At 60.0% G+C, this 21,201-nt stretch carries 22 protein-coding genes and 1 pseudogene; 3 read left to right on the forward strand and 20 right to left on the reverse strand.

Translation table 11 applies throughout. The features are described 5' to 3' along the window. The 12 genes and pseudogenes from HGO40_RS24805 to HGO40_RS24855 form a co-directional block, all read right to left on the reverse strand. On the reverse strand, nucleotides 1-1,988 hold a 1,988-nt coding region (locus HGO40_RS24805), incomplete at its 3' end, for a phage tail protein (RefSeq protein WP_250965169.1). Beyond that, a complete protein-coding gene (locus HGO40_RS24810) occupies nucleotides 1,989-2,624 on the reverse strand; it encodes a phage tail protein I (protein ID WP_250965170.1) in 636 nt (211 codons plus the stop codon). Beyond that, nucleotides 2,621-3,616, reverse strand: a complete 996-nt coding sequence (locus tag HGO40_RS24815) for a baseplate J/gp47 family protein (protein WP_250965171.1) — start codon at nucleotides 3,614-3,616, stop codon at nucleotides 2,621-2,623. The genes HGO40_RS24810 and HGO40_RS24815 overlap by 4 nt, the downstream gene beginning before the upstream one ends. Continuing rightward, entirely contained in the window at nucleotides 3,613-3,945 is a 333-nt protein-coding gene (locus HGO40_RS24820; protein WP_207965436.1) for a phage baseplate protein, read from the reverse strand. The genes HGO40_RS24815 and HGO40_RS24820 overlap by 4 nt, the downstream gene beginning before the upstream one ends. An 11-nt stretch (nucleotides 3,946-3,956) precedes the next feature. Then, nucleotides 3,957-4,568, reverse strand: a complete 612-nt coding sequence (locus tag HGO40_RS24825) for a phage baseplate assembly protein V (protein WP_250965172.1) — start codon at nucleotides 4,566-4,568, stop codon at nucleotides 3,957-3,959. 3 nt (nucleotides 4,569-4,571) lie between these two features. Then, nucleotides 4,572-5,084 carry a hypothetical protein gene (locus tag HGO40_RS24830; protein WP_250965173.1) on the reverse strand — a complete coding sequence of 171 codons (513 nt, stop codon included), beginning with the start codon at nucleotides 5,082-5,084 and terminating at the stop codon, nucleotides 4,572-4,574. Nucleotides 5,085-5,120: 36 nt separating this feature from the next. Continuing rightward, nucleotides 5,121-5,471, reverse strand: a complete 351-nt coding sequence (locus HGO40_RS24835; RefSeq protein ID WP_250965174.1) for a phage holin family protein — start codon at nucleotides 5,469-5,471, stop codon at nucleotides 5,121-5,123. Between the two features lie 45 nt (nucleotides 5,472-5,516). Beyond that, on the reverse strand, nucleotides 5,517-6,161 hold the full coding sequence (locus HGO40_RS24840) for a hypothetical protein (RefSeq protein ID WP_250965175.1): 645 nt from the start codon (nucleotides 6,159-6,161) through the stop codon (nucleotides 5,517-5,519). A gap of 43 nt (nucleotides 6,162-6,204) precedes the next feature. Continuing rightward, nucleotides 6,205-6,304 (reverse strand): annotated as a pseudogene (locus HGO40_RS30685) (Com family DNA-binding transcriptional regulator); the annotation flags it as partial. 21 nt (nucleotides 6,305-6,325) lie between these two features. Beyond that, entirely contained in the window at nucleotides 6,326-6,967 is a 642-nt protein-coding gene (locus HGO40_RS24845) for a hypothetical protein (protein ID WP_250965176.1), read from the reverse strand. Nucleotides 6,968-7,007: 40 nt separating this feature from the next. Then, nucleotides 7,008-7,163, reverse strand: a complete 156-nt coding sequence (locus HGO40_RS24850) for a Com family DNA-binding transcriptional regulator (protein ID WP_250965190.1) — start codon at nucleotides 7,161-7,163, stop codon at nucleotides 7,008-7,010. Between the two features lie 461 nt (nucleotides 7,164-7,624). After that, on the reverse strand, nucleotides 7,625-8,359 hold the full coding sequence (locus tag HGO40_RS24855; protein ID WP_028237204.1) for a LexA family transcriptional regulator: 735 nt from the start codon (nucleotides 8,357-8,359) through the stop codon (nucleotides 7,625-7,627). Between the two features lie 537 nt (nucleotides 8,360-8,896). Between HGO40_RS24855 and HGO40_RS24860 the strand changes: the two genes are divergently transcribed. From HGO40_RS24860 to fdxA, 3 genes are all read left to right on the forward strand, one after another. Further along, the gene (locus tag HGO40_RS24860) at nucleotides 8,897-9,250 is read left to right on the forward strand and encodes a DUF6124 family protein (protein ID WP_250965177.1); all 354 of its coding nucleotides are present in this window, start codon (nucleotides 8,897-8,899) and stop codon (nucleotides 9,248-9,250) included. 384 nt (nucleotides 9,251-9,634) lie between these two features. Further along, nucleotides 9,635-12,202 (forward strand): DNA mismatch repair protein MutS, encoded by a 2,568-nt coding sequence (gene mutS / locus HGO40_RS24865; RefSeq protein ID WP_250965191.1) that lies wholly within the window; start codon nucleotides 9,635-9,637, stop codon nucleotides 12,200-12,202. A gap of 142 nt (nucleotides 12,203-12,344) precedes the next feature. After that, nucleotides 12,345-12,668, forward strand: a complete 324-nt coding sequence (fdxA, locus tag HGO40_RS24870; RefSeq protein ID WP_250965178.1) for a ferredoxin FdxA — start codon at nucleotides 12,345-12,347, stop codon at nucleotides 12,666-12,668. A gap of 1,331 nt (nucleotides 12,669-13,999) precedes the next feature. Here fdxA and rpoS read toward each other — a convergent pair. From rpoS to HGO40_RS24910, 8 genes are all read right to left on the reverse strand, one after another. Then, nucleotides 14,000-15,007 (reverse strand): RNA polymerase sigma factor RpoS, encoded by a 1,008-nt coding sequence (rpoS, locus tag HGO40_RS24875; RefSeq protein ID WP_250965179.1) that lies wholly within the window; start codon nucleotides 15,005-15,007, stop codon nucleotides 14,000-14,002. Nucleotides 15,008-15,113: 106 nt separating this feature from the next. Further along, entirely contained in the window at nucleotides 15,114-15,959 is an 846-nt protein-coding gene (locus HGO40_RS24880) for a peptidoglycan DD-metalloendopeptidase family protein (protein ID WP_250965180.1), read from the reverse strand. A 211-nt stretch (nucleotides 15,960-16,170) separates the two neighbouring features. After that, entirely contained in the window at nucleotides 16,171-16,806 is a 636-nt protein-coding gene (locus tag HGO40_RS24885) for a protein-L-isoaspartate(D-aspartate) O-methyltransferase (protein WP_250965192.1), read from the reverse strand. A 41-nt stretch (nucleotides 16,807-16,847) separates the two neighbouring features. Next, nucleotides 16,848-17,597, reverse strand: a complete 750-nt coding sequence (surE, locus tag HGO40_RS24890; RefSeq protein ID WP_250965181.1) for a 5'/3'-nucleotidase SurE — start codon at nucleotides 17,595-17,597, stop codon at nucleotides 16,848-16,850. Beyond that, complete coding sequence (gene truD, locus HGO40_RS24895; RefSeq protein WP_250965182.1) at nucleotides 17,585-18,643, reverse strand: tRNA pseudouridine(13) synthase TruD; 1,059 nt, start codon at nucleotides 18,641-18,643, stop codon at nucleotides 17,585-17,587. Before truD ends, surE begins: the two co-directional genes overlap by 13 nt. Further along, nucleotides 18,640-19,113, reverse strand: coding sequence for a 2-C-methyl-D-erythritol 2,4-cyclodiphosphate synthase (ispF, locus tag HGO40_RS24900; protein WP_250965183.1), 474 nt, complete (start codon nucleotides 19,111-19,113; stop codon nucleotides 18,640-18,642). The genes truD and ispF overlap by 4 nt, the downstream gene beginning before the upstream one ends. A gap of 43 nt (nucleotides 19,114-19,156) precedes the next feature. Further along, a complete protein-coding gene (gene fghA, locus HGO40_RS24905) occupies nucleotides 19,157-20,002 on the reverse strand; it encodes an S-formylglutathione hydrolase (protein WP_250965184.1) in 846 nt (281 codons plus the stop codon). Nucleotides 20,003-20,010: 8 nt separating this feature from the next. Then, a complete protein-coding gene (locus HGO40_RS24910; protein ID WP_250965185.1) occupies nucleotides 20,011-21,123 on the reverse strand; it encodes an S-(hydroxymethyl)glutathione dehydrogenase/class III alcohol dehydrogenase in 1,113 nt (370 codons plus the stop codon). Nucleotides 21,124-21,201 lie beyond the last annotated feature (78 nt).

The raw sequence follows: 21,201 nt of genomic DNA on the forward strand, positions 1-21,201 counted from the left end.
CTGACGCCAGCTGGCACTGCCCAGGTAAACACCCCGGCGGCCTTATAAGTCTGAGTTGCCTTGAAAGGACCGTGTCGACTGGTTGTAATTTCCTCCCAGTCTTTCCACTGCCCATCCTCACGACGCGCGCGGACCGCCATGCCAACCTCATCCCCCGACATTCCCCCGATCAGCGTTTGTGTCAGACGCTCGCCGGCATTGGACAGGCCGGAAACCCTGAGGCCGTAACGTCGAGTAGGGCTCCAGCCGGGCGGGATGTTGAGCTGGCCTGACGTGGCTGTCAGGTAATCACCCGGTATCGTGTAGTCATTCAAATCCAGCGCGGTACCGACGATTGCGCGTCCCACTCCAAACGCCCCTGGAGCAAGCATTGCGCCCGGGGTCAGATCGAGCGGGTTAGCTTGTTTAGGAGTGTTGTTGCTGCTCCAGATCTGCGCCCAAGGAGTCCAGACACCATTAGCAGTACGCGTACGTATACAAGTAATCGGTAGGATGGCATTCACCAACGAATCCCAAACCTGCGTAGCCATGTTGCTACTGCCCCGCTCCATGTGGAACACAGTGCCCTGGGGAATCTGCCCCGTGCCCTGCTGTGGGGGATATTCCGGCTTCGTTCCCGTGGTCGAAGCGCTGACTAGAAACACACCGTTTTCCACGAGGCTATCGATACTCCCGGTGTAACTGTAGGCAGAGCCCCCCAGGCCATAACGAGCCATGACGGCCCGAACCCCTCCATTGAATGCAGCAGACAACGCATCCGGCACCGCTCCGTTCTCCGCGTACCAGGTGATGCCCGCGCCGGTCGACAAGGTGATGCTGTCCATTGTCTTCAACACCAACTGATTAGCAGCAATACCCGCCACATAATCCGTACCTTGCAAGACGATGGTTGCAGCACCGGTCGAAACGTTTAGCAGATTTATAGTGCCGCCATTGAACCCCGAGCTTGCCTTGGGCAAGGTGATGTTCACTGGGTTGGCCGAATTGATGATGAACGACTTACCGAACGCATCCGCGGTCAGAACGGTACTCGCGTCCAACCCACCAACGCTTGAATGGTTGCCGAGCGCACGCTGCACAAACGCAGTCGTCGCGAGTTGCTGATTGTTGTTGCTGACCGGAGCAGTCGGGGCCGTCGGGACGCCCAGCAGCACGGGTGAATTGAGCGGCGCAAACCCTTGCGTGATGTTCTGAAACGCCAACGCCGTAGTGCCCAGTACAATCACCCCATCGGTAATCAACTGCCAGATCGTATTGGCAAGCGTCGTCCCCTCCTCCACCGAGACAATCAATCCTGAAGTCACCTCGACACTCGCATCGGCATCCTTTGCCCGAACCCAAGCGCCGTTCGCGGCAACGTAGATACCGTTGTCTTTCGCCAAAGTCTGTGACTTGACCAAGACCCGATTCCCGGCGATCACCGCAACACCATCGATCGCCTGCGCACCACTCAAGACAATGTTGGCCGTCGTCGCCACACGCACCGACTGCTTCCTGTCGAGCTTGGCGAGTTCATCAGCGACGTAACCTGCAACCCAAGCCCGCGTCGCCTTGACCACCGTGTCGTCAATCAACAGCGTCACCAGCTCGGCATTGCTGGTCTCGAAAATCGATCGGATATAAAACTCTTTCCCCGAACCGGACGTCGCCAACACCGGTTTGAACGACTCCGGATATTTGACAATCGCATAGAGAATCCCGGTATCGGTCCAGATTCCGGCTTCGCGCACATACCAGCCGCCGACGTCGGACGGGATGGTGACTTCGGCCAGCAGCCAGCTCGGATTGTTTTCATCCTGGAACAGCGCATTGAGCGGCCCGCGCCAGACTTCGCGCTTGAGCGCCGTCGCCGTTGCGGCCGGGTTGTATTCGGCGCCGCCACCGTCACCGACGGAAATCTGCGACAGTTTGATCGGTGTGCCCGCCGCCTTGCAGGCGGTTTCGTAGGCGATCCCCGCATCGGTGAGCAGGGTGTAGTAGTCGGCCATTTAGGACCCCTGTGGATAAATAGTGGAGGTTTCGACGGTGTAGAGCCCGGCGGCCATGAAGGCCTGGCCCGAGGCTTCGAGGCCTTCGATGACGATCGGATAAACCGTGGTCAGCTCACCGCACAGCGTCGCGGCGCCGATGACGTGGCGGCCGAATGCGCTCAAGCCGACAGACACCTTCAAGGTGTCACGCTCGCTCTTGGCATCGGACAGGCGGCGGTCGAGACGGGCGTCGATGGCTTCGCTGTAGGGCCGTTCGGTAAACGCCCTGACGGAAAAACTGTAGGGCGGGCCCGGTGGCGTTTGCTCATACCAGGCGCGCACTTCAGGCATCAGCTGCAACCCCTTGGCCGCATTTTCCAGCGCCTTTCGCGTCCCGGCCTGCCGAGCGGTGGGCCAGGCGAGCTCAACGGTCAGGCGCTTCTCAGCTTCGGGCGCCTCGGAACTCCATTCACTGACACCGCGGTCGGCTCCTAGATAAGGCAAGAACGCCAAAGGCGTGGCCGCCGGATTCATCAGTTCGGGAAACGGCGGATCGACGCGTTCCAGCAGCCGGGCAAACCCGAGATCCAGCGCCCGCTCCAGCGGTGAGCTGTTGACCGGCAGCAGGCCCGGGCGAGGTGTGTCGTCACTCATAATGTATCCACCTCGACCACGACGCCCGTGCAGTACGGTGCCTGGAAAGCCGTCGTCACAATCGGCGCAAGCGGTTCGAGAATCTGCAGCTGAACCGCGCCAGCGCTGTGCAGGGTGTAGTCGATCCAGCTGGGGTCCACCCGACCTTCCAGGCGATGACACGCCTCGGCATAGTCCAGCAGTTGCTGTTGTGCGGCAGCCTGGGTCAGGCCCGAGTCAGGCCCGGGATTGATCTTCGCCACGACGCGGATTTTGTAAGGTTTGATCTGCGCGGCCTGCACGATGACCAAGTCCGTCTCGGGCCGTACATCCGGTCGGGCGAAGTGCTCGCGGACGCCGTCGAGCAACGCTGCGGACGGCGTTCCATTGCCGTCGCGGGACAGCACCGTGACCGTGACTTCGCCGGGCGCGGTACGGCGTCCGTTACCGTCCTTGATCTGGGCGGCGTAGCTGTCCGGGTCGAAGGTGTAGGTGACCGTCACCACACCCGCCGAGGCGTTCTCGACTTTTACGACGGGACGCTGCCCCAGGGTAAAGATCTCCCGCCGATACTGCATGCGCGAGCCAGCCGCCGGCGCATGGGGCGCCAGGTAGTAGCGCAACCGCGCATCGTCATCGCTCTCGTAGACCGGGGGGACGGGCGGGAACGCCGCTGGGTCGCCCGGGTCGAGCAATGGGCGTTCGAGCCCCATGTCTGCGAGGCGAGCGTCGAGGTTGGTGCCGGTGGCCCACCACGCCAACATCTGCTTGATGCGGGCGTTGTATTTGCGTTCGTGGGTTTGCAGCCGGACACAGAACGCCTCGAGGGCCAGGGTCAACAGTTCGCTTTCGTTCTCGAGACTGTCCACCAACTTGGCGGCGCTGGCGGGAGAGCGTGCGGCGACGTACTCGACCACAAAGATCTTGAACTCGGCGAGCAAGTCCTCGAACGCTTCGACGGTGACGATGGCCGGTTCGGCCAGTTGGTTCTGGCCGGGTATCAACATGCTCATGTCACCACCTCGAAAGTCTGCTTGCGGTTTTTCCAGGTGCCGGCGAAACGCAGCAGCAATCCGGCACCGTGCCGGCTGGCGACGATGACCTGGGGCTCGAAATCGTCGATGCCGTTGTGGGGGTTGTAGAACGCTTGGGCCGCATGGCTCTGGGCGAGGATCAGCAGGTCGTCGCCGAGGTTCTGCCCCAGCAACTGGGTGAGTGCGCAGCCATACAACGGGCGCTTCTGGCGGGTGCCCAACGGCGTGGTCAAGGCACGGGTGGCGCGCTGCACGAACTGCAGCCAGTCGTCGACCGTGGCGCCGGTATTTCGATCGATTCCAATCATGAGGAAGTCTCTTATGCGGTACTGATGACGCGTCCCTGGTGATCCACCACCGGGCCGCTCAGGTGCACACCGGAGGCGTCGAGTCGAATGCCGACGGCGCCCAGTTTTAATTCGATGATTTGCGGCGTCATCACCAGACTCGATGGGCCAATGCCCAACTGGAGCGATTCGCGGGAACCGCTGAACGTCGCCGGGCCGTTCTTCCAATGCAGGACATGGCTGGCGTGGTCGTAGCCGTTTTCCGTGCCGTCTTGATAGAGGCGACGCGTCAGCGAGGCCTGGGTCGAGACGGGCGGGAACTGACCGCCATTGAGGCCAAACAACGCCACCGCCTGCCCACCGCTCTCGCCGCCGCCATGGTTGAGTAACAGGCATTGCTCGCCCACGGACGGAATCCGCGACTCGCTCTGGGCGCCGGCGCTCGGGTTGAAAAAGCGGATCGCCGGAGTGAGCAGTCCGCCATGGCTGACTTTGCAGGTGTTGCTGGCCGCATCGACTTCCTGGCAAACGCCAATGCGGCAAAAACTCTCCGCACGTCGATGCAAGTCTTCCAGCTCGGTTTCCATCTGCGCCAGGCGCTCGATGATCGGCCCCAGATGCATCCGTAACAGCGCATCAAACATGGCTCAGCCCTCAAGTGCGGTGTATTGGTCCGGGTCGTCGATGTTCGACACTTCCCAAGTGCGGGCAAACTTCGCGATGCCCAACGGGTCATCCAACAGCGTCGGGCCGAGGTACAAGGTTTGGCTGAAGGAAAGGGTCCAGGCGGTGTACGACCTTGTCGGGTTGATGAACGTAGATGGCAGGCCATCGATCTCCGTGGGCAAGTCGCATTGATCGCCCGACAGACCCCAGCGGTTATCCATGACCAAGTGCTTCAGCTCAGCGGCCAAATCGCAGGCCTCCCATCCCGGGACGGCCATGACCACTTGCAGGGAAACCGTCAGGACATGGGCGATACGCCCATTGTTGGCGCGGTGACCGGGCGCATCACGCTCGATGGCAATCAGTATCCAGGGTTGATCGTCGGTGCCATCGAACTCCTGAGGGCTGCCGACTTTCAAGGTGGGATAAGTGGCGCGCAGCGTCTGGGCAATGGCCGAGAACAACTGCGACGGTTTTTCGATAAGGGCAGGCATTGATCGCCTCCTTGTGTAGGGATCAGCGCTGTCGATTCACGGCTGGTCGGGAGGCACGTCTCGCGGAGGGACTTCGCACACGCCGATCCGCTTGGCGACCCAGCGCTCGTAAAGCCCGATGGCCACATCGGCCCCGGCCAGGGCGGTCAGGCAACCCAGGGCGCAAGCGCTCCAGATCGACATCCCGAGGGCGTACAACAGCATGGTTGCCGATACGCCGCAGACCACGCAGGCACCGGAGCGCAGAACCACGCGGCGCAGCAACGGCCAGCCACGGGCGCCCTCCTTGTCGGCGCGCCACATCTCGCCGGACACCCCGCCCACCAGGGCGAGCACGATGACCAGCCAGATCGGCATGTCCAGCAACGCTTGTTGCTCGTTTGTCATGTCAGGCTTCCTGGGGGATGGGTTAGAACGAGAGAATCGATCACGCTATCGAGTGATGAGCATGTCGAGGCTGGTCGCGTCGCAGGAGTTGTTGGCTTTCCTATCGATGACCAGATAAAGCGAAGACGTCGGCGTGACTGCCACGCTGTTCAGCATGAACGTGGCGCTACCGCCGTTTGCCAGGCTCCCGGACTGAAGCACGGTGTCGCCCAGGTTCAGCGACCAGCCAACACCGTCCCCGCAGGCGTTATGCAGGTCATTAACCCGGCCCAGTACGTTGATATTGCCGGTGACAGGACTGGCCCAGCGGAAGATGCTCTGGCTGTTGGTGCCGGGATGAGCGACCACATCACCCTGCTTGAACACGAAGCTGGTGCCCGAGCCGGTGAAGGTGAAGCTTTTCTTGGGAATAGCGATCCAGGAAGCCGGGACGTCGTCCCGCCAGCAAGTTGTTGGATTACCGTTGCACACCTCGGCCTGGAACGTCGGAAAGAGCGTGTAGTTGGCCGAGGCGTTTACCCCCGATTTGTTTTGCATGAACGACCAGGGCGAACCGGCCGGTGCGGCTTCGGTCATCAGGTACATGTCCCGGGCCAGGTTCCACGACAGGGCCGTATCAGCCCAACTGTTCAGGGATACGAAGGACGACAGAAACGCAGTCGCCAGTAGGATTGTTTTGAGCAATTTCATTTTTCTTACCTCGGTTGATGTCATTGAGTACGGCGTGCAGGATCTATTCCGCACGCTGTTCGCTCGCCGGCGTCCACTCGAGGCTCAACGGCCTTCACATGATTCAACGTTCCGCATCGGGAACACTTGATCTGGAGTTCGGTGTTCTCACATACCGATAAATGTTATTTGGTAATCAGCATGTCGATGGTGCTTGAGTCGCAAGAGTAATTAGTCTTTTTATCAAGGACGAAGTAAATGGGTGAGGCGGCGGTGACAGGTACATTGCTAAGAGAAAAAACAGCCCCCGTACCTTTGGCCAAGCTACCCGACTGCAGAACCGCACCGCCCTGATTAAGCGACCATGCGACACCATCACCACAGGCGCTGTGGATACTGTTGATACGCCCCAGAATATTGACGGCACCAGTGACAGGGCTGGTCCAGCGGATGATGGTTTGACTATTCATGCCTGGATGAAAAATCACGTTACCTGGCGGAACAGTAAAGCTGCCGTTCCCGCTGTAGTTATAGGTTTCCTTGTGAACGGTTACATGAGCCCCGGATGGAATGTCTTGCCAGCAGGTCGCAGGTTTTCCGCCACACACATCGGCCGTAAACGAAGGCAGAAGGATGTAGTTGTCGGGATTATTCACGCCAGAGGCGTTTTCCATGAACGCCCAAGGCGAGCCTGTCGCAATACGCTCCTTTGCGAAGATCACATCTTTTGCCAAGTTCCAAGACAGGGCGGTTTCTGCCCAAGCGTTAACGGATGCACCAGAAAATAGAAACAAGCTCAGCAATGCAGCAATCGTAAGTTTTTTCATGAGATCACCTTTTGAGTCGGATAATTTGAACTGCGCGGCTTTAACGCTCATGTCGCTCGACGGCGTTCACTCGAAGCTCAACGGCCTTCACATGATTCAACGTCCCGCACCGGGAACACTTGATCTGGAGTTCGGTGTTCTCGCCCACGCGGGCCAGAAGTTTTTTACAGTGACCGCATCTGAAATCCTTCAGCATCGAAAGCCCTCCCATTGGCGGCGGTTTGAAGTGCCTCGCGGCACAGGCATTCCAAAAAGCCCGGTTGCCCAGGCTTTTCAGTAATGCGCTTGATCTTTCGGCGCGACTGGCGCGGTACGGATCCATTCAAATTGTTCCTCCGGCCGCGGTCCCTGCCCGCCGGATAACTGCTTCTGGTGCTTTACGCTGCACACCCGGGCCAGTTGCCAACCCTCTGAACCGTTAAGGCCGGTTCATCGCTGCCTGTTGGTGGAACTAAAGAGCTTTGTTGCCAGCCGCTTTGTCGAGCGGCTTGGACACAGAATATGCATGGATGCATATACAGTCAATGCGTAAATGCATTTATTTATGCATGGCAAATGCATGAGCGCATGAAACCCGCAGAAACACTGAGGGTTGCCAGTTTTCAGGAGACGAAAAAAAACCCGCGCAGCGGCGGGTTTTATCTGACAGCGGAGGGGTTAACGGGCGTACATGCCCCACCAGAAGACGTGACCGAGGATGACGATCTGCTCGTCCTGCATTTCCTGGAACGTGTAGTCCTCATCCGGATGTTCATCGCGATTGAAGCTACGCAGGCGGATGCCGGTGGGCAGGCGGTAAAGCTGCTTCACTCGCAGTTGGCCGTTGTGATTGATGGCGTAGAGGTCACCGTCGACGATGTCGCCGATTCCGCATTTGCCCGCATTCACCCCAACCGTGGCGCCGTCGCGCAGCACCGGCAACATGCTGTTGCCGCGCACCGTCACGCACTTGGCCTGGTCGAACTGCACCCCATTGTGGCGCAGGCTGCGCTTGCCGAACCGCAGGCTGGAGCGCTCGCTTTCCTCGATGACGAATCTTCCTGATCCAGCAGCCAATTCAACCTCACGCAGAAAAGGGACCGACACTTCGTCTTCTTCGACGGGTGTTTCGTCGTCCCACAGGCTTATGTCCTTGAGTTCGGAATGCGGCTCGTCGCGGCGGGCATTGCCGACGGGCACAACGTCGGCGCGCCCGCGCAACTGATCGGTGCTCACGGCAAAATATTCGGCGATCTTCGAGATGTGTTTATCCGAAGGGTCGACGATCTTGCCGCTGAGGATCCGCGAGAGGGTGGACTGAGGCACGCCGGTACGCCGGTGAAGCTCCGTGGGGGAGATCCCGTGCTGATCGAGCAATGCTCTTAATACGGTCGAAACGTTGCGTTTTTGCATAACGCGCATAGTGCTTGTTCTTTTCGCAGAAGACAAATGCTGTTTTGCATAAATATGCAATTCCAACCAGTTGCATTCATTGGGGCGAGGGAGCTTGCTCCCGCTTGAGTGCGAAGCGCTCACAAAAAGGGGCTGCTGCGCAGCCCAGCGGGAGCAAGCTCCCTCGCCACGGAATCGCCCTACACGCCGTTGGGAAAAGGCTCCAAAGCCGTCCTTCAAATATGCGACGCAAGGCTACGTTTTCTTGCGCCTCTGCCTACAACTACGCCAGAATCCGCCGGCTTGTGCGCCTTGGGGGCCACCCGTACTTTTGATCCTGTCACTGCCCATCAGTGATCGGGTTTAGTCGCTCGGTATTCCAAGGTGCTCATTGCTCCATTCAGTCAGGTACTTCTATTCCTGCACTCAATGGTGGCTGTGCGCAGGGCGCCCTCGGGCGCGCCGGTTTCTTGGATCCCCGGTCGACTAACCTGCGTACAGCTGCCACCCCTCGTTTAGTCGCGAGTGAGTGGTGGCTCAACTTCAAGGATCCATACAATGCCGAAGAACACTCCAAAACCCCCAGACGATCACGTCTCCCGCACCCAAACGGCCAACGCCAAGAAACTCGACGACGCGGCCACCCGCGCCCTGGACTATTACCTCAAGCCGAAAACCGACAAGGGAACCGCTGACACGCCCGACACCCTTTTCATCATCGCCCCCAACGTCGACGCCGAATGCCTGCTCGCCAACCTCAGCGAAACCCTGGCCTCGGCCAACGCCATGGTCAGTGACCTGGCATTCGACCTGAAAGGCTCGCGGCGGAATATCTTGCTGGGGGTTCAACAGATGATCGAGCTGAGCCAGTTGTTGGCGAACCGGGCGTTGGATGTGGTTGAGGTGAGGTAGCACTCATGATGCAAGCCAAAACCTAAGAGAAACCCGAGTCATCACTGTGGAAGCGAGCTTGCTCGCGATGGCGGTAGTCCAGTTACAACTAAGTTGTATTGGCAGCCGTCATCGCGAGCAGGCTCGCTCCCACAATTGGATCGGGTACAGCCGTAGGAACAGGCCGGCTTGCGGGCTCCTCAAAAGTGACCCGCCGTCAGGGCGGCACCCTAAGTAGCCGTTACCGAAAAAACGGATAAGCACACAGTCCTGAAAACCACTCACATATGGGTAGCATCAGACCGCCCATGTTAACCTTGCGCCCATCGCGGAAAAGCCGGGCCAATGCCCCTCCTTTTGCCCCACACCTTTCAACGAGCTTCCCTGACACCCATGAATACCGCCGTGAACGACCTGTCCTCCCACACGCCGATGATGCAGCAATACTGGCGCCTGAAGAACCAGCACCCCGATCAGCTGATGTTCTACCGCATGGGCGACTTCTACGAGATCTTCTACGAGGACGCGAAGAAAGCCGCCAAGCTATTGGACATCACCCTGACGGCGCGTGGGCAATCGGCGGGCATGGCGATACCGATGTGTGGGATTCCTTACCACGCGGCGGAAGGTTACCTGGCGAAGCTGGTCAAGCTCGGCGAATCCGTGGTGATCTGCGAGCAAGTCGGCGACCCGGCCACCAGCAAAGGGCCTGTCGAACGCCAAGTCGTGCGGATCATCACACCGGGTACAGTCAGTGACGAAGCCTTGCTGGATGAACGCCGGGACAACCTGATCGCCGCGGTGCTGGGCGATGAGCGCCTGTTCGGCCTGGCGGTCCTGGACATCACCAGTGGCAATTTCTCGGTGCTGGAAATCAAGGGCTGGGAAAACCTGCTGGCGGAGCTGGTGCGGGGCAATCCGGTAGAGCTGTTGATTCCCGATGACTGGCCCAAAGACCTGCCGGCGGAAAAACGCCGTGGCGTACGTCGACGGGCACCGTGGGATTTCGAGCGCGACTCGGCGCTGAAAAGTCTCTGCCAGCAGTTTTCCACCCAGGACCTCAAGGGCTTCGGTTGCGAGAACCTGACCCTGGCCATCGGCGCGGCCGGTTGCCTGCTGGCCTACGCCAAGGAAACCCAGCGCACCGCCCTGCCCCACTTGCGCAGCCTGCGTCACGAGCGCCTGGATGACACCGTGGTGCTGGACGGCGCGAGCCGACGCAACCTGGAGTTGGACACCAACCTGGCCGGCGGGCGCGACAACACCTTGCAATCGGTGGTCGATCGCTGCCAGACCGCCATGGGCAGCCGCCTGCTGACCCGCTGGTTGAACCGTCCTCTGCGGGACCTGACGGTACTGACAGCGCGCCAGTCTTCCATTACTTGCCTGCTGGACCGCTATCGCTTCGAGCAGCTGCAACCGCAGCTCAAGGAAATCGGCGACATCGAGCGGATCCTCGCCCGTATCGGCCTGCGCAACGCCCGTCCCCGTGACTTGGCGCGCTTGCGCGATGCCCTCGGCGCGTTGCCTGAACTGCAGGTGGCGATGACCGACCTCGAAGCGCCGCACCTGCAACAACTGGCACAAACCACCAGCACCTACCCGGAGCTGGCCGCGCTGCTGGAAAAAGCCATTATCGACAACCCGCCGGCGGTGATCCGTGACGGTGGCGTGCTGAAAACCGGCTACGACGCCGAACTCGACGAGCTGCAAGCCCTGAGCGAGAACGCCGGCCAGTTCCTGATCGACCTCGAGGCCCGGGAAAAAGCCCGCACCGGACTGGCCAACCTCAAGGTCGGCTACAACCGAATTCACGGTTACTTCATCGAACTGCCAAGCAAACAGGCAGAGCAAGCCCCGGCTGACTACGTCCGCCGCCAGACCCTCACGGGCGCCGAGCGTTTCATCACCTCGGAACTCAAGGCGTTCGAAGACAAGGCGCTGACGGCCAAGAGTCGCGCCCTGGCCCGGGAAAAGATGCTCTACGAAGCGCTGCTCGAGGATCTGATCAGCCAATTGCCGCCCTTGCAGGACACCGCCGGCGCCCTGGCGGAACTGGACGTGCTGAGCAACCTGGCTGAACGCGCGCTCAACCTGGACCTCAACTGCCCACGCTTCGTCAGCGAACCATGCATGCGCATCAGCCAGGGTCGTCATCCCGTGGTCGAGCAAGTCCTGACCACGCCGTTCGTGGCCAACGACCTGAGCCTGGACGACAACACCCGCATGCTGGTGATCACCGGTCCGAACATGGGCGGTAAATCCACCTACATGCGCCAGACCGCGTTGATCGTGCTGCTGGCCCACATTGGCAGCTTCGTTCCGGCGGCCAGTTGCGAGTTGTCCCTGGTGGACCGCATCTTTACCCGGATCGGCTCCAGTGATGACCTGGCCGGTGGACGCTCGACATTCATGGTGGAAATGAGCGAAACCGCGAATATCCTGCACAACGCCACCGAACGCAGCCTGGTGCTGATGGACGAAGTCGGCCGCGGCACCAGCACCTTCGACGGCTTGTCCCTGGCCTGGGCCGCGGCCGAACGCCTCGCGCACCTGCGGGCCTACACGCTGTTCGCCACCCATTACTTCGAACTCACCGTGTTGCCGGAAAGCCAGCCGCTGGTGGCCAACGTTCACCTCAACGCCACCGAGCACAACGCGCGCATCGTCTTCCTGCACCACGTGCTGCCCGGCCCGGCCAGCCAGAGCTACGGCTTGGCGGTGGCGCAACTGGCCGGCGTGCCGAGCGAAGTGATCAGCCGTGCCCGCGAGCACCTGAGCCGCCTGGAAACCACCCGCCTGCCCCACGAAGCACCCCGCCCGACCAAAGGCAAACCGGCCGCGCCACAGCAAAGCGACCTGTTCGCCAGCCTGCCGCATCCGGTGCTCGATGAACTGGCCAAGCTCGATGTGGACGACCTGACGCCACGTCGGGCACTCGAATTGCTCTATACATTGAAGACACGGATCTAACGCACAGGCTTTCAAGCTGTTAGAATCTCGCGCGGTTTGGGATGCTGCGGGCTATTAGCCTGGTTCGCAGACTACCGCTCCCAAACCTCGCGACCCCGCCGTGAAGGGGCTTCGCGACAGCCGCCTGAGGAGAGAATTAGAAATGACCTTCGTCGTCACCGACAACTGCATCAAGTGCAAGTACACCGACTGCGTAGAAGTGTGTCCGGTGGACTGCTTCTACGAAGGGCCGAATTTCCTGGTCATTCACCCGGACGAGTGCATCGACTGCGCCCTGTGTGAACCGGAATGCCCTGCCGTGGCCATTTTCTCCGAAGATGAAGTGCCCGCTGGCATGGAAAATTTCATCGAGCTGAACGCCGAGCTGGCGGACATCTGGCCGAACATCACCGAGAAGAAAGACCCTATGCCAGGCGCCGAAGAGTGGGATGGCAAGACTGGCAAGATCGCAGACCTGGAACGCTGATCATCCCTGCGTTCGTCGAAAAGGCCCCTTGCGGGCCTTTTTGCTTTTTCGGATCAAGAAATCGCAGGCAAAAAAAAGGGGCGGTTTGACCCGCCCACATTTTTCCCTAATCCCTTTAATCCTATTCATCGTCCTGATGAATCGCGTCCTGCGATGTCCTTCCTTCCCATCGTCCTTGACGGGTGTGTCTGTCCGTCGACACAGGGCTGATATTAGTGTCTTCCCAGGCGAGTGCAACGCGGGTGATACAGGTGGGTTGCTCTGTCACACTATGTTCACCAAATAATTTCCCTTATAAATCAGGTGAATACGAAAAGATCACGGCGTTTATAGCAGTCTATCCCGGTGCAGGGGAACCGATCGCTTACGTAACACTCGGCAAAAGCTTACAAGCTGAACCTATAAATGGAGCTGGGTTGGGGAAGCGACCCTCTGGAAACGCAGAAGCTTCGAACCTGTTGGTCTATCGTTTTACGAAGGGGGGCCAAGGTTGGTGTGTATATCCATTGCTGCGGTAACGGCCACTTAGGGTTCCGCCCTGACGGCGGGTCACTTTTGGAAGAGCCGGGAGCCGGACCAGCCAAAAGTAACCAAAAGCGCTTTGCCCCACCACTCGGCACCTCGCCTAGGCTCGGTGTGCCCTCACTCCGGCATTGCTCCGTGGGCCGCCGCGAAGGGCCATCCATGGCCCAGCGCGGCTAACCCGGCATCCATGCCGGGATGCCCACTGCGCAATGCCTGCGTTCGGCCAGCGTGGTTTAACGGGGCGCCCAGATCAAGATCAAGATTCAAAGCAAGAGCAAGAGCAAGAGCAAGAGCAAGAGCGGGGCACAGGCCGGCACTGATGTGGTTGAGCCACCGCTATCGCGAGCAGGCTCGCTCCCACATTGGATCTAAAGCAGACACAAAACCCATACACACCGCAAAACCTGTGGGAGCGGGCTTGCTCGCGAAGAGGCCAACACATTTCAATCTTCATTGACTGAGCCACCGCTATCGCGAGCAAGCTCGCTCGCACATTGGATTTTCAGCAGACATAAAAATTCATGCGCACCCAGTCCCCTTGTGGGAGCGAGCTTGCTCGCGATAGGGCCAGTACATTCAATCATCATCGACTGTAACGCCGCCTTCGCGAGCAAGCCCGCTCCACAGGGGAAACGCGGTCTCACCAAGAACCAGGTCGGCTACAAGGCCACCCCGTTTTGAAACGGATATCCCCCTAAACCCAAGCCCAAAAAAACGGCACTTCCCATTTCTGGGAAGCACCGCTTTTTCAAACTGCACAGCATCACCGCCAGTCAGGGCGCGTTTCTGCTGCACTTACCTGGGTGTTACTGAAACAACGACTCACTCGACAAACCGTTCTTCTCCAGGATCTCCCGCAAACGCTTGAGACCTTCAACCTGGATCTGCCTGACCCGCTCACGCGTCAATCCAATCTCCAGCCCGACATCTTCAAGCGTGCTGCTTTCGTGCCCCCGCAAGCCAAAGCGGCGAATCACCACTTCCCGTTGCTTGTCGGTCAACTCCGAGAGCCATTGGTCGATGCTCTGGGACAGGTCATCATCCTGAAGCAGTTCACACGGGTCAGTGGGCCGATCGTCCGTGAGGGTATCCAGCAAGGTTTTATCCGAGTCCGGCCCCAGGGAAACGTCCACCGAGGAAACCCGCTCGTTATGCCCCCGCATGCGCTTGACCTCACCCACCGGTTTTTCCAGCAGGTTGGCGATTTCCTCAGGTGAAGGTTCATGATCGAGTTTCTGGGTCAACTCACGGGCAGCCCGCAGGTAGACGTTCAGTTCCTTGACCACATGAATCGGCAACCGGATCGTCCGGGTCTGGTTCATGATCGCCCGTTCGATGGTCTGGCGGCTCCCCCAGGTGGCGTAGGTCGAGAAACGGAAGCCGCGCTCAGGGTCGAATTTCTCGACGGCGCGAATCAGGCCCAGGTTGCCCTCTTCGATCAGGTCCACCAGCGAAAGCCCGCGATTGACGTAGCGTCGGGCGATTTTCACCACCAGGCGCAGGTTGCTTTCAATCATGCGTTTTCGACCGGCCGGGTCACCACTTTGCGACAGCCGCGCAAAATGAACTTCTTCCTCGGGGGAGAGCAGTGGCGAGAAACCGATTTCGTTGAGGTACAGCTGAGTGGCGTCCAGCGCCCGGGTGTAATCGATGTACTTATGTTGTTTAAGTGAAGCGGAGTGTTTGGATTTGGCACGAACGGAAGGTGGAGTCGCCCCTTCATCATTCGACATCGAATCCATAGCGATGCCGGTCTCCATAAGGAGAACCTCATCGTCGATGTCAAACTCCGGCACTTCTTTACTGAGAGCCATTGTTATAGTCCTTTGGTGAGTTCGACCTCAAGCTCGAGCGACGCCTTTATCCTTGGCAACGCTGGAGCCTGTTCCCTCTACGTGACGGAACAGGCTGACAATCAAATCAACGACGTGGCAGGAATTGCAGCGGATCGACTGGTTTACCTTGCCGGCGAATCTCAAAATGCAGTTTCACCCGGTCTGTTCCCGTTGATCCCATTTCGGCAATTGTCTGTCCGACCTTGACCTGCTGCCCCTCCCGAACCAACAGCCTGCGGTTGTGACCGTAGGCACTGACGTAGGTATCGCTGTGTTTGATGATGACGAGTTCGCCGTAGCCCCTCAAACCACTCCCGGCGTACACAACCGTGCCATCAGACGCAGCTAAAACAGGCTGTCCCAAATCCCCGGCGATATCAATTCCTTTATTCAAACTACCGTTTGAAGAGAATTTTCCAATGAGAACGCCATTAGAAGGCCATCCCCAGCCTGTCGGGGCGGGGCCTGCGGGAGGCATCGGAACAGGGGTCGGTTTGCTCGCGACGGACGGTACTACAGCCGTTCCAGCCCCCGCTGGCCGGCGGATGACTGTGGTTTTGCTCGACGATGAAGGCGTCGAACCCGACTGCGTCACCACCGCGGTAGGCGTTGAACCGCTACGGCCATCGAAGCGAATCGTCTGACCGGGGTGAATCGTATAAGGCGCAGGAATGTTGTTCCGCGCCGCGAGGGCCTTGTAGTCCCAGCCGTAGCGAAAAGCGATGGAAAACAGCGTATCGCCGCGACGGACTACATATTGGCCGGTCGTTACCGTAGGACGTTGAGGTGTTGCGCTGTTGCGATCGACAACCCGGACATTGCTCGACGGCGTACTGGAACAACCGACCAGCAAAGTGCTCAAGACAAGGCCAGTCACCAGGCGCTGAAAGCTCGTGATACCCATACGCTGCGCAATGACTGTGAGACTCACCCGCCGCTCCCTTTGTGGTGGCTGAAAAATTGGAGGCTGCCTGTCCAGGCAGCGTTCATACAAATATAGCTGGCGACGACTGCGCCTCTATTAATGAAGCGCAATTCACCACCGCACACGTTTGCTCGACGCCATTGGGCTCTGTTCAGCGAATCGATACCGCTGTAAGACACAGGCGTTGCCACGGAATTCAGCGTCTGTATATAAATGCTCAGGCCAACGGTCCATTGAGTAACGGCACAAACCGCACCGCCCCCAAGACGTGTCGCGAAAAACCGTGTTCCTCGCGCACGATCAGCATCAGTTGCTGAACCTCGCCGGCACCCACCGGGATGACCAGCCGTCCACCGGGGGCGAGCTGATCCAACAGGGCTTGAGGCACGTCGGTGGCCACGGCGGTGACGATGATGCCGTTGTAGGGCGCCAAGGCCGGCCAACCTTCCCAGCCCTCGCCCCAACGAAACACCACGTTGCGCAGGTTCAGCTCCACCAGGCGCTCCTTGGCGCGATCCTGCAGGACCTTGATCCGCTCCACGGAAAACACCCGCTCGACCAGTTGCGACAACACCGCCGTCTGGTAACCCGAACCGGTGCCGATCTCCATCACCTTGTCCAGCGGTCCCGCCTCCAGCAGCAACTCGCTCATGCGGGCCACCATGTACGGCTGGGAAATGGTCTGGTTGTGGCCAATCGGCAACGCCGTGTCTTCATAGGCGCGATGGGCCAGGGCTTCATCGACGAACAAATGACGCGGCGTGCGGCGGATCACCTCCAACACTTGGGCGTTGGACAGGCCTTCTTCGTAGAGACGCTGGATCAGTCGTTCACGGGTGCGCTGGGAGGTCATGCCGATTCCACGGCGCAGCATATCGTCTTGCTCACGAGCCATCAGCGCAGCCCCTCCAGCCAGCCATCGAGACTTCGGAAGGCATCGTTGAAGGTACGGTCGAGTTGCAACGGCGTGATCGAGACATAACCTTGCATCACCGCATGGAAATCAGTGCCCGGCCCGCCATCCTCGGCATCGCCGGCGGCGGCGATCCAGTAACCGGCCTTGCCGCGCGGGTCGACGACGTGCATCGGTTTGGCGGCGCGGGCACGATGGCCCAGGCGCGTGAGTTGGATGCCACGGATGTGATCGAGCGGCAGGTTGGGGATATTCACGTTCAGTACCGTGCGTGGCGGCAAGTCCAACTCGCCATGGGCTGCGACCAGTTTTCGGGCGAAGTAGGCGGCGGTCGGCAAGTTATCGACCTGCCGGGATACGAACGAAAAGGCGAACGACGGCTTTTCCAGGAAGCGACCTTCCAGGGCAGCGGCAACCGTGCCGGAATACAACACGTCATCCCCCAGGTTGGCCCCCAGGTTGATGCCCGAGGCCACCATGTCCGGCTCACGCTCCAGCAAGCCGTTGAGGCCCAGGTGCACGCAATCGGTCGGGGTGCCGTTGAGGCTGATGAAACCGTTGTCCAGATAGCAGGGATGCAAAGGACGGTCGAGCGTCAGCGAGCTGCTGGCGCCGCTTTTGTCCTGGTCCGGGGCGATGACCACGCACTCGGCAAAATCCGCCAGCGCAGCATAAAGCGCGGCAAGACCGGGTGCTGTCACCCCGTCGTCGTTAGAAATCAGAATACGCATGGGCTGTCCGTCTGCCCCACCGGCACCAGATCGACGAGTTCGCGCACCAATACAGTGGCGAAACATCCGGCCGGCAGGACGAATTCCAGTTGCAGAATGTCAGGCGAGGGATAATGCCACGACAGCCCGCCAATGGGCAGTCGCAGGATGCGACGTTCGTGACTCATTCCCGCGTTTATCAACCAGTCGCGCAAATCCGCTTCGCCTTCGGCGATAGCCTGCTCCAACTCGAAGACCGCGCCAGCGGCGGGCGAAGGTCCTTCGCCCCACTGGGGTCCGGTCGGGTGCAAGTCGAGAATCGCCAGGCGCGGATCGCTGCACTCAGCCTCCCCGGCGGGGAAGAAACTGCGGCTGTCGGTGAAGGCGAGTAGATCGCCTACCTGGGCACGCTGCCAGGTCCCGTCGACGACCCGCGCCGCCAGCACCCGGTTGAACAGGAAACTGCGGGCGGTGGACAACAGCCGCGAGCGCACATTGCGCTGTTCCGGCAACGCCTTGCGCGCGGCCCAGGCACGAGCATCGACGACATTGCCGCCGTCATGGCCGAAGCGCTGGGCGCCAAAATAGTTGGGGATGCCCTGGTGAATAATCTGTTGCAGCCGCGCGTCGATCGCCGCCGCGTCGCCCTTGAATTGAGTCAGGCGCAAGGTAAAACCGTTGGCCGAGTGCGCGCCGCGTTGCAGCTTGCGCCGATGGCGTGCGGTCTTGAGGATTTTCAGCGTGTCGTTCTCTGCCGCCGACAAGTCGGGATCGGCCTTGCCTGGCAATTGCACACTGAACCATTGGCGGGTCAGGGCCTGACGGTCCTTGAGCCCGGCATAGCTGACGGTGCGCAACGGCACGCCGGCGGCCTTGGCGATTCGCCGGGCGGCCTCTTCGGTATTCAAGCCGCGCTTTTCAACCCAGATCCACAAGTGTTCGCCATCGCCGGTCAACGGGATGTCGAGCACTTCATCGACCTGGAAATCTTCAGCGCTGGCCTTGAGTACCGCGCTGCCCAACGACTCGCCGTAGGCCCGCGGCCCCAACAATTCCAGTTCGGTCATGGGCGCAGCAACAAGGCAACGGAGTGGACGGCAATGCCTTCTTCGCGACCGACGAAACCCAGCTTCTCGGTGGTGGTGGCTTTCACGTTCACTTGGTCCAACTCAACTTGAAGATCCTCGGCGATCATCTGGCGCATCGCCTCGATATGCGGGGCCATTTTTGGAGCCTGGGCCACGATGGTGTTATCGACATTGCCGACTTTCCAGCCCTTGGCATGGATCAGCGCGACCACATGGCGCAACAGCACGCGGCTATCGGCACCCTTGAATTGCGGGTCGGTGTCGGGGAAGTGCTTGCCGATGTCACCCAGGGCTGCGGCACCGAGCAGTGCATCGCTCAAGGCGTGCAGCAGGACATCACCGTCAGAATGCGCGAGCAGCCCGAAGCCGTGTGCGATCCGCACGCCGCCCAGAGTAATGAAGTCGCCTTCAGCGAAACGGTGAACATCGTAGCCGTGGCCAATACGCATAAAAAAACGCCCCGATTTTTGTCAGGGCGTGATTCTACCTGCATTAGGCGTTTAGAGCGCGCGCATGATGCTGCAAGTGGTCGTCAATGAAGCTGGCGATGAAGAAGTAGCTGTGGTCATAGCCTGGTTGCAGGCGCAGCTCCAACGGATGATCGGCGGATTTGGCCGCCTGTTGCAACGCTTCGGGCTTGAGTTGGTTGGCCAGGAAATCATCGCGATCGCCCTGGTCTACCAGCAATGGCAGCTTCTCCTGCGCCTCGGCAATCAATGCACAGGCATCCCATTCCCGCCATTTCGAGCGGTCTTCTCCCAAATAACGGGAGAAAGCCTTCTGGCCCCATGGGCAATCCATCGGGTTGTTGATCGGCGAAAAAGCCGACACCGAACGGTAACGCCCCGGGTTGCGCAAGGCGCAGACCAGCGCACCGTGGCCGCCCATGGAGTGACCGCTGATGCCGCGTTTGTCCGAAGCCGGGAAATGCGCTTCGACCAGCGCCGGCAATTCCTGCACCACGTAGTCATGCATCCGATAGTGCCGCGCCCACGGATCCTGCGTGGCGTTCAGATAAAAACCTGCCCCAAGGCCGAAGTCCCAGGCATTGTCCGGATCGCCGGGCACGTCGGCGCCACGAGGGCTGGTGTCCGGCGCGACAATGATCAGGCCCAGCTCGGCGGCCATGCGCTGGGCGCCGGCCTTTTGCATGAAATTCTCGTCGGTGCAGGTCAGCCCGGACAGCCAATACAGCACCGGCAACTTGCCGCCCTGCTCCGCTTGCGGCGGCAGGTACACGGCAAACACCATGTCACAACCCAGCACATCGGAACGGTGCCGGTAACGCTTGTGCCAGCCGCCGAAGCTTTTCTGGCAAGAGATGTTTTCCAGACTCATGACCGACCTCAGAAATGGATTACGGTACGGATGCTCTTGCCTTCATGCATCAGGTCGAACGCCTTGTTGATATCTTCCAGGCCCATGGTGTGGGTGATGAAGGTATCCAGCGGGATCTCGCCCTTCTCGGCCATTTCCACGTAGCTTGGCAACTCGCTGCGACCACGCACGCCGCCAAAGGCCGAACCGCGCCAGACGCGCCCGGTTACCAACTGGAATGGACGGGTGGCGATTTCCTGGCCGGCCCCGGCCACGCCGATGATCACCGACTCGCCCCAACCTTTGTGGCAGCACTCCAGGGCGGCACGCATCAACTGGACATTGCCGATGCACTCGAAGGAAAAGTCCACGCCGCCGTCCGTCATGTCGACGATGACTTCCTGGATCGGACGGTCGAAGTCTTTCGGGTTGACGCAATCGGTGGCGCCCAGTTGCTTGGCGATTTCGAACTTGGCCGGGTTGATGTCAATGGCGATGATGCGCGCGGCCTTGGCCTTCACGGCGCCGATCACGGCCGACAAGCCGATGCCGCCCAGGCCGAAGATCGCCACGGTGTCACCCGGCTTGACCTTGGCAGTGTTGAGCACCGCGCCGATGCCGGTGGTGACACCACAACCCAGCAGGCAGACTTTTTCCAGCGGCGCTTCTTTTGGAATCTTGGCGACAGAGATTTCTGGCAGCACGGTGTATTCCGAAAAGGTCGAGGTGCCCATGTAGTGGAAAATCGTCTCGCCCTTGTAGGAAAAGCGCGAGGTGCCGTCCGGCATCAGGCCTTTGCCCTGGGTGGCGCGAATCGCCTGGCAGAGGTTGGTCTTGCCCGACTTGCAGAACTTGCACTGGCCGCACTCCGGCGTGGACAGCGGGATCACATGGTCACCCACCGCCACCGAGGTCACGCCTTCGCCGATGGCTTCGACAATGGCGCCGCCTTCATGGCCCAGGATCGACGGGAAGTTTCCTTCCGGGTCGGCGCCCGACAAGGTGTAGGCATCGGTGTGGCAGACGCCGGAAGCCACCACGCGCAAGAGCACTTCGCCCGCCTTGGGCATGGCCACGTCGACTTCAACGATTTCCAGGGGATTCTTGGCCTCGAAGGCAACGGCAGCGCGCGACTTGATCATCCGGATTCTCCAGCAAATAAAAACAAGACCGGGAGTGTAATCCTCCGCCGGACAATGAATACTCCCGCCAAAAGCAAC

Origin of the sequence: Pseudomonas sp. CG7 (genome assembly GCF_023701885.1) — a bacterium.
Classification (GTDB): domain Bacteria; phylum Pseudomonadota; class Gammaproteobacteria; order Pseudomonadales; family Pseudomonadaceae; genus Aquipseudomonas; species Aquipseudomonas zanjanensis.